The organism is Stenotrophomonas sp. YJH_SMC_131, assembly GCF_059367975.1.
Map to the genome: position 1 here is coordinate 334,930 of NZ_JCAFRJ010000006.1, position 6,389 is coordinate 341,318.

Here is a 6,389-nt window from a genome sequence, read left to right on the forward strand (position 1 = left end):
CCGATGCGCGACTGGCGCTGGATGCTGCTGGTGCTGGCCCTGTTGCTGGGCTGGCTGCAGTACCGCTTCTGGTTTGGTCCGGGCAATTCGGGTGAAGTGATGATGCTCGAAGCCCAGGTCGCCAACCAGGAGCGGGACAATGAGGGCCTGCAGCAGCGCAATGATGCGCTCGCTGCGGAAGTGAAGGACCTCAAGGAAGGCCAGTCCGCCATCGAGGAACGCGCGCGCAGCGAGCTGGGCATGATCAAGCCCGGCGAGAAGTTCTATCGCGTGGTCGAGGATGCGCCGGTGCACCCGGCGCAGCCTGCGGCAGGTGTCAGTGCGCAGGTTGGCGACCACCCGGCGGACGTGCCATGAGTGCGGCGATCTGGGTCGTGGTTCCGGCTGCTGGCCGTGGCACCCGCTTTGGCGCGCCGTTGCCCAAGCAGTACCTGCAGGCAGGGGGGCAGATCCTGCTTGCCCATACCCTGGACGCCCTGCTGGCGCACCCGGCCGTGGCCGGGGCGATGGTGGTGATCGGCCCGGACGATGCCGACTGGCCGGGCTGGAACGAGTGGGCGGGCAAGCCGGTGCTGACCTGCATCGGTGGCGCGACCCGTGCCGCTTCGGTGCTGGCTGGCCTGCAGGCGCTGCCGGAGACGGTGCGCGCTGATGAATTCGTGCTGGTCCACGATGCCGCGCGGCCGAACCTGTCCCTGGTCGATCTCGGCCGCCTGCTTGAAGTCGGTCGTGCCGATCCGGTCGGGGCGATCCTGGCCGCACCGGTACGCGACACCCTCAAGCGTGCGGGCGACGACGGTGGCATCGATGGCACCGAGCCGCGCGAGCGGCTGTGGCGCGCACTGACACCACAACTGTTCCGCCGCCACCAGCTCAGCCGCGCGCTGTCCGAAGCCGCCGCCGCCGGTGTTGAAGTCACCGATGAGGCCATGGCCATGGAGCGCCAGGGCCAGCGCCCGCTGCTGGTCGAGGGCAGCGAGGACAACTTCAAGGTCACCACCCCGGCCGATCTGGACCGGTTCGAATTCGTACTTTCCCGCCGCGCCGGCTGACCGTCCGCGCGGCCCTGCAGCAAGGGTTGCATCCATGAGCACCGCACCGTTCCCGCCCGTCCGCATCGGCCAGGGCTACGACGTCCATGCCTTCGGTGAAGGCGACCACATCATGCTTGGCGGAGTGAACGTGCCGCACAGCTGCGGCGTGCTCGCACACAGCGACGGCGACGTGATCCTGCATGCCCTGTGCGATGCCATGCTCGGCGCACTGGCGCTGGGCGACATCGGCCAGCATTTCCCGCCCAGTGACGACCGCTGGAAGGGGGCCGACAGCAGCGAGTTCGTGCGCCACTGCGACAGCCTGCTGCGTGAGCGCGGCTGGCGCGTCGGCAACACCGACATCACCGTGATCTGCGAGCGGCCGAAGGTCGGCCCGCATGCGCTTGCGATGCGTGAGCGCATCGGTGGGTTGCTGCAGCTGCCGCTGGACGCGGTCAGCGTCAAGGCCACCACCTCGGAGAAGCTGGGCTTCACCGGCCGTGGTGAAGGCATCGCCGCGCAGGCGGTCGTGTTGCTGGTGGCGGCATGATCCCGCTGCCGTTGGCGTTTGGTGCGCCGTTGTTGACGGCGCGCATCCGCACCACGCCGGACGATTTCCAGGTGGATGAACTGCCGGCGTTCGAGGCGAGCGGTGAAGGCGAGCATCTGCTGCTGCACATCCGCAAGCGCGGCGCCAACACCGTGCATGTGGCCAAGGTGCTGGCAAAATGGGCGGGCCTGCCGGAAATGGCGGTGAGCTACGCCGGGATGAAAGACCGCCACGCGGTCACCACCCAGCGTTTCAGCGTGCACCTGCCCAAGCGCATTGCGCCGGACCTGGCCGAGCTGGCCAACGAAGAGATCGAAGTGCTCGAAGCGACCTGGCACAACCGCAAGCTGCAGCGCGGCGCACTGGCCGGCAACCGCTTCAAGCTGGTGCTGCGCGAGGTGCAGGGCGATCCCGCCGCGATCAGCGAGCGCCTGCAGCAGATTGCCGCGCGCGGCCTGCCGAACTGGTTTGGTGAACAGCGTTTCGGCCGCGACGGTGGCAACGTGCCGGCTGCACTGGCGATGTTCGGTGGCCGCCGCATGCGCAAGGACCAGCGTTCGCTGCTGCTCTCTGCAGCCCGTTCGGCGCTGTTCAACCGCGTGCTGGCCGCGCGCGTGGAGCAGGGCAGCTGGGACCAGCCGCTCGATGGCGAAGTCTGGATGCTCGATGGCAGTCGCAGCGTGTTCGGCCCCGAGCCGTACACGGATGTGCTGGCCGAGCGGCTGGCGCGTTTCGACATCCATCCCAGCGCGCCGTTGTGGGGCGAAGGCGAGCTGCGCAGCACCGACGCGGCACGTGAGCTGGAGCTGGCCGCGCTGGACGACGACGAGTCGAAGGCACTGCGGGCCGGCCTGGAAGATGCGCGCCTGAAGCAGGAGCGCCGCGCGTTGCGCCTGCGTCCGGCGCTGCTGCAGCACCAGTGGCTGGCCGACGACGTGCTGGAACTGTCGTTCGCGTTGCCGCCAGGCTGCTACGCCACCGCCGTGCTGCACGAACTCGGCCCCGTCGAAGACGCCTCGCAGGCCTGACATAAAAAAAGGGGACGGAGGGAATTAAGTCGTTTGTGGCACAAACGACTTAATTCCCTCCGTCCCCTTTTCAACGCCGCGCCAGCAGCACCAGTACCGCGCCGGTGCCGCCTTGTCCGGTCGGTGCCGAATGGAATGCCAGCACGTCGTTGCGCAGCCGCAGCAGGCGATCGACCAGGTTCTTCAGCACCGGTGCGCCGCCATCGGACTGCAGTCCCTTGCCGTGGATGATGCGCACGCAGCCGTACTCGTGTGCATGCGCTTCCAGCAGGAACTGGCGCAGCAGGGCTTCGGCCTGTGCGGCGGTGGCGCCGTGCAGATCCAGTTCGTCCTGCACCGAGTACTGGCCGCGCTTGAGGCGCTGGAACAGGCGTGGTGGCAGGTTGTCGCGGCGATAGCTGGCCACGTCGCCGGCTTCCAGTGGCGCACTGTCGCGCAGCAGCCGGGCGAACTCGCCGGCCGCTTCGGCCTCGTCACGTTCGGCCATGCGCGCACGCGGTTTCGGCCGGGGCGCGGCAGGTGCCGGCTCGGCATCCTTGCGCAGCGGCTTCACTTCGCCGATGGCCGCACGGAACAAGGCGGCCGGATCTTCGTCATCAGGGTGCGACATGCGCACAGGGTAAACCGCCTGCGCAGGTCTGCCTATGACGGTTCGATGTCGGCCGTGACCGCTGACAGGGTAGGACCGGCGGCCCGCATGCGGCACAATAGACGATGCCCTTGCAGGGTCGACCGCTTCCGCAGGGGAGCGCGACGGTCCCGCCCACACTGCACGGTGATGGAATCGAATTCTTGGAAAATCAAGCGGTTAAATCGAAGATGCGAATCCTGGTCAGCAATGACGATGGTGTCGACGCCGCAGGCATCCGGATGCTTGCCGCGGTCCTGCGCGAGGCCGGTCACGAAGTCACGGTGGTTGCGCCCGACCGCGATCGCTCCGGCGCCAGCAACTCGCTGACCCTGGACCTGCCGATCCGGCTCAAGCGCATCGACCATTACACCGTTTCGGTGGCCGGTACACCCACCGACTGCGTGCACCTGGCGCTGACCGGCCTGCTTGAATTCGAGCCTGACATTGTCGTGTCCGGCATCAACAACGCCGCCAATCTCGGCGACGACGTGATCTATTCCGGCACCGTCTCGGCGGCGATGGAAGGTCGCTTCCTCGGCCTGCCGGCGGTGGCGGTCTCGCTGGTCAGCCGCAACCACGATCCGAAGCACTTCGAGACCGCCGCGCGTGCTGCGGTGGAGATTGTCGCCCGGCTCAAGGCCGATCCGCTGCCGGCCGACACCATCCTCAACGTCAACGTGCCGGACCTGCCGTGGAGCGAGGTCAAGGGCTTCGAGGTCACCCGCCTCGGCAACCGCCATCGTGCCGAAGGCTGCATCGCGCAGAAGGATCCGCGCGGCAACGAGGTGTACTGGATCGGCCCTGCCGGCCGTGAGCAGGATTCCGGTCCCGGTACCGATTTCCACGCGGTGCGCACCGGCCACATCTCGATCACCCCGATCCAGGTCGACCTCACCCGCTACCAGGCGCTGGAGAAGGTCGCCAGCTGGGTCGGCGGCCTCAGCGCCGCGCTGGACCAGCCGGCATGAGCCCACGCCTGCGATTGCAGCCGGAAGCCGTCGGTATCGGCATGACCTCGCAGCGCGTGCGTGACCGCCTGGTCGACCGCCTGCGCGAAGCCGGCATCGTCGACGAGCCGACCTTGAACGCGATCCGGGTGGTGCCGCGCCATCTGTTCATCGATGAAGCCCTGGCCTCGCGTGCCTATGAAGACACCGCGCTGCCGATCGGCCATGGCCAGACCATCTCGCAGCCCTGGGTGGTTGCGCGGATGACCGAGGCAGTGCTCCAGGTCGCGCCGAAGCGGGTGCTGGAAGTCGGTACCGGTTCCGGTTACCAGGCCGCCATCCTTGGCGCGTTGGGCCTGGAGGTCTACACCGTGGAGCGCATTGGTGATCTGCTGCGCCAGGCCCGCAAGCGCTTCCGTGCGCTGGGCATGAACATCCGCACCAAGCACGACGACGGCCGCGTCGGCTGGGCCGAGCACGGCCCGTTCGATGCCATCGTGGTCACTGCGGCGGCGCCGGCACTGGTCGACGCCCTGATCGAGCAGCTGGCCGAAGGCGGCCGCCTGGTGGCGCCGGTCGGTGGCCCTGGGGCGCAGTCGCTGGTACAGCTGGACCGCAAGGCCGACGGCAGCATCGAACAACACGTGCTGGCGCCGGTCACGTTCGTGCCGCTGCTGTCTGGCATGCTCGACTAATCCACGGAGCAGGGTTGCATGAAGATTTTCGGGCCGCTGTACGAGCGGGCGATGAAGTGGGCGGCGCACGAACGCGCGCCGACCTATCTGACGGTGTTGAGCTTCTTCGAGGCGATCATCTTCCCGGTGATGCCGGAGGTGATGCTGGCGCCGATGTGCGTGGCCCAGCCCAAGCGCGGCTGGTGGTTTGCCACCCTCAGCCTGGCCGGCTCGATGGTCGGTGCGCTGGTCGGCTACGCGCTGGGTCACTACGCTTTCGAGGCGATCAAGCCGCTGTTTGAAGTGCTGGGCATGCTGCCGGCGATCGAGCAGGGCATCACCACCGTGCAGGCGAAGATGGCCGAATCGCCGTGGGCGGTGTTCACCTTCCTGGTGCTGGGCGGCTTCATGCCCATCCCGATGAAGGTCTTCACGTGGGCATCGGGTATCGTCGGCGTACCGATGCCGCAGTACCTGTTGAGCATGCTGATCGGTCGCGGCAAGCGCGTGTTCGTGCTGGCTGCGGTCATCCGTATCGGTGGTGCGCGTGCTGAAGCGGCACTGCGTCGCTGGATTGAACCGCTGGGCTGGATCGCCACCGCGTTGGTGGTGGTGCTGATCGCCTGGCTTGTATGGAGGTCGAAGTTCGCATGAGTCCTGATCGTCTGAGCAAGGGAGTGCGCATCGGCGCGCTGGCGTTGCTGGTTTCCACCCTGGCCGCCTGCGGCACCGCCACTGTGGTTCGTCCTGGTGGTGGCAGCACCGGTGGTGGCGTGACCACGCCGAAGACCTCGGTGCCCAAGCCCGGGCAGACCGTGGTGGTGCGCAAGGGCGACACCATCTATGCGCTGGCCCGCATCCATGACATCACCCCGGCCGACCTGATTGCCTGGAACAGCCTGGATAACCCCTCGACCATCCATCCGGGGCAGGTGATCCGGCTGTATCCGGCCGGTGCCAGCGGCGGCCGCGCGCCGACCACGGTGGTCACCGCGCCGCGCTCGGGTGGCAGCAGCGCCGGCAGCACGGCGCCAACTCCGGCGCCGGCCGGTCCGGTGAAGAGCAACATCGCCTGGCGCTGGCCGGCCGATGGCGCGATCGTCGGCCGCTACGTTGCCGGCGATGCGACCAAGCAGGGCGTGGACATCGCCGGTACCAGCGGCCAGCCGGTCAAGGCCACCGCCAACGGTGTGGTGGTGTACTCCGGCGCCGGCCTGGTCGGCTACGGCGAGCTGATCATCATCAAGCACAGCGACCAGTGGCTGTCGGCCTATGGCCACAACCGCAAGCGCCTGGTGAATGAGGGGCAGAGCGTGAAGGCCGGTGAGCAGATCGCCGAGATGGGCCGCACCGGTGCGAACCGCGACATGGTCCACTTCGAGATCCGCTACAACGGCAAGCCGGTCGACCCGCAGCAATACCTGCCGGCGCGCTGATCGTCGATTCATAATCCGGGCGGATCCCCGGCCCGGCGCAGCGCGCCGGGCGTTCGCCGACGGTGCGGCCCATGGGCCGCAAACACCGC

General features: G+C 68.0%; 9 protein-coding genes. 8 read left to right on the forward strand and 1 reads right to left on the reverse strand.

The genetic code is table 11. The annotated features are described in order from the left end of the window. Positions 1–3: 3 nt before the first annotated feature. The 4 genes from ftsB to truD are packed head-to-tail and all read left to right on the forward strand — an operon-like array spanning position 4 to position 2,612. Positions 4–357, forward strand: a complete 354-nt coding sequence (gene ftsB / locus AC5P56_RS14980) for a cell division protein FtsB (RefSeq protein ID WP_005412924.1) — start codon at positions 4–6, stop codon at positions 355–357. After that, positions 354–1,052, forward strand: a complete 699-nt coding sequence (gene ispD, locus AC5P56_RS14985) for a 2-C-methyl-D-erythritol 4-phosphate cytidylyltransferase (RefSeq protein WP_049405812.1) — start codon at positions 354–356, stop codon at positions 1,050–1,052. The genes ftsB and ispD overlap by 4 nt, the downstream gene beginning before the upstream one ends. 34 nt (positions 1,053–1,086) lie before the next feature. Then, a complete protein-coding gene (gene ispF, locus AC5P56_RS14990; protein WP_014646702.1) occupies positions 1,087–1,584 on the forward strand; it encodes a 2-C-methyl-D-erythritol 2,4-cyclodiphosphate synthase in 498 nt (165 codons plus the stop codon). Further along, entirely contained in the window at positions 1,581–2,612 is a 1,032-nt protein-coding gene (gene truD, locus AC5P56_RS14995; protein ID WP_049442299.1) for a tRNA pseudouridine(13) synthase TruD, read from the forward strand. Before ispF ends, truD begins: the two co-directional genes overlap by 4 nt. A gap of 70 nt (positions 2,613–2,682) precedes the next feature. On the opposite strand, the gene AC5P56_RS15000 is transcribed toward truD, so the two are convergent. Then, complete coding sequence (locus AC5P56_RS15000) at positions 2,683–3,222, reverse strand: Smr/MutS family protein (protein WP_032959185.1); 540 nt, start codon at positions 3,220–3,222, stop codon at positions 2,683–2,685. A gap of 209 nt (positions 3,223–3,431) precedes the next feature. Here AC5P56_RS15000 and surE point away from each other — a divergent pair, with 209 nt between their 5' ends. The 4 genes from surE to AC5P56_RS15020 are packed head-to-tail and all read left to right on the forward strand — an operon-like array spanning position 3,432 to position 6,300. After that, positions 3,432–4,211 (forward strand): 5'/3'-nucleotidase SurE, encoded by a 780-nt coding sequence (gene surE / locus AC5P56_RS15005; RefSeq protein WP_032959183.1) that lies wholly within the window; start codon positions 3,432–3,434, stop codon positions 4,209–4,211. After that, on the forward strand, positions 4,208–4,885 hold the full coding sequence (locus tag AC5P56_RS15010) for a protein-L-isoaspartate(D-aspartate) O-methyltransferase (RefSeq protein ID WP_010485977.1): 678 nt from the start codon (positions 4,208–4,210) through the stop codon (positions 4,883–4,885). Before surE ends, AC5P56_RS15010 begins: the two co-directional genes overlap by 4 nt. An 18-nt stretch (positions 4,886–4,903) precedes the next feature. Further along, the gene (locus AC5P56_RS15015; protein ID WP_014646707.1) at positions 4,904–5,518 is read left to right on the forward strand and encodes a YqaA family protein; all 615 of its coding nucleotides are present in this window, start codon (positions 4,904–4,906) and stop codon (positions 5,516–5,518) included. Beyond that, on the forward strand, positions 5,515–6,300 hold the full coding sequence (locus AC5P56_RS15020) for a peptidoglycan DD-metalloendopeptidase family protein (RefSeq protein ID WP_032959180.1): 786 nt from the start codon (positions 5,515–5,517) through the stop codon (positions 6,298–6,300). Before AC5P56_RS15015 ends, AC5P56_RS15020 begins: the two co-directional genes overlap by 4 nt. The last annotated feature ends 89 nt before the right edge of the window (positions 6,301–6,389 follow it).

What these genes read in the sequence shown, in the direction of transcription:
- AC5P56_RS15010 (WP_010485977.1), top strand. Translation starts at nt 4,208, where the DNA reads ATGAGCCCACGCCTGCGATTGCAGCCGGAAGCCGTCGGTATCGGCATG.
- truD (WP_049442299.1), top strand. Translation starts at nt 1,581, where the DNA reads ATGATCCCGCTGCCGTTGGCGTTTGGTGCGCCGTTGTTGACGGCGCGC.
- AC5P56_RS15000 (WP_032959185.1), bottom strand. Translation starts at nt 3,222, where the DNA reads ATGTCGCACCCTGATGACGAAGATCCGGCCGCCTTGTTCCGTGCGGCC.
- ftsB (WP_005412924.1), top strand. Translation starts at nt 4, where the DNA reads ATGCGCGACTGGCGCTGGATGCTGCTGGTGCTGGCCCTGTTGCTGGGC.
- ispF (WP_014646702.1), top strand. Translation starts at nt 1,087, where the DNA reads ATGAGCACCGCACCGTTCCCGCCCGTCCGCATCGGCCAGGGCTACGAC.
- ispD (WP_049405812.1), top strand. Translation starts at nt 354, where the DNA reads ATGAGTGCGGCGATCTGGGTCGTGGTTCCGGCTGCTGGCCGTGGCACC.
- AC5P56_RS15015 (WP_014646707.1), top strand. Translation starts at nt 4,904, where the DNA reads ATGAAGATTTTCGGGCCGCTGTACGAGCGGGCGATGAAGTGGGCGGCG.
- surE (WP_032959183.1), top strand. Translation starts at nt 3,432, where the DNA reads ATGCGAATCCTGGTCAGCAATGACGATGGTGTCGACGCCGCAGGCATC.
- AC5P56_RS15020 (WP_032959180.1), top strand. Translation starts at nt 5,515, where the DNA reads ATGAGTCCTGATCGTCTGAGCAAGGGAGTGCGCATCGGCGCGCTGGCG.